Below are 933 nucleotides of genomic sequence, written 5' to 3' on the forward strand. Positions count from 1 at the left end.
GCGAAGGCGATCCTGGTGCCGGCTGGAACCAGCACCTGGGTCTCGGCGCGACGCCGCGCGGCGAGGAAGTCGCGGCTGTCGATCACCGCCGCCGTCATCGCCTGATGGGAGACCTTGGAGCCGGTGCGCGGCCGCCACGCCGAGCCGGTCTGTGCTTCGTAGAGGTCGGCCGCCTCGTCGCGCATGATTTCCAGCACATTGCGGCGCTCGATATAGGTGATGCCTTCGGCCGTGAGCCGTTCCAGCTCCACGGACTTCACCTCCGAGCCATCCTGCTCGCCTTGGCTCGACCGCTGCGCCTCCTCGTTGCGGTCGAGGCTACGGGCGACGCGTTCGGCCGCGCGATGGAAGACGTTGGTGAAGGACCAGAGCAGGTCGTCGAGGTCGGGTTCGAGCCTGGTTTCGCCGAGCATGCCGGCGAAGGTCTCGACGATCCCGGCGAGGCCGGCCCGGATCACGCTCTCGTCGGGGAGCGGACGGGGATCAGGCTCGTCCTGATGTGGATGATGGCCGTACATCTGCAGTTCGAGGATGACGCGGTCGGTCGGCGAGGAGGCGTGGTAGGGCTCGTAGGCGTCGTCAAAGGGAAGCGCGTAGGTCATGGCTGTCTCCATCGGTTGTGGCCGCGCTCATCGCGGCCTGACAGCGCATCCCGGCCGCGCCCCGGGAGCGGCCGCACCGAAGGCCGGAGCGAAGCGGAGGACGGCGCAGCCGTTGCGGCCGTGACCGGGGGGTGGCAGGGATCGCCTCTCAGGCAGGCCGTGGGCGCGGCCTCTGCGATGGACGCTCTCGCCATGGCTGCGAGATTTCCGGTGACGCCGCCCCTGCCCGCCTGTAGCCCCTTGACCGGTCATCCCGACGTCAGGAACTGAAGGGCATCTTCCGGGGCGAGTTGATCGCTGAGCCACGCCGCGAGACTGGACGGGCCGAGAT

The 933-nt window shown here is 69.1% G+C and carries 1 pseudogene; it reads right to left on the reverse strand.

The features are described 5' to 3' along the window. A pseudogene (locus tag EOA24_RS39485) lies at positions 1–602 on the reverse strand (hypothetical protein); the annotation flags it as partial. Between the last annotated feature and the right edge of the window lie 331 nt (positions 603–933).

The sequence above is a fragment of the Mesorhizobium sp. M2A.F.Ca.ET.039.01.1.1 genome (genome assembly GCF_003998035.1).
In the GTDB taxonomy this organism is placed as follows: Bacteria; Pseudomonadota; Alphaproteobacteria; order Rhizobiales; family Rhizobiaceae; genus Mesorhizobium.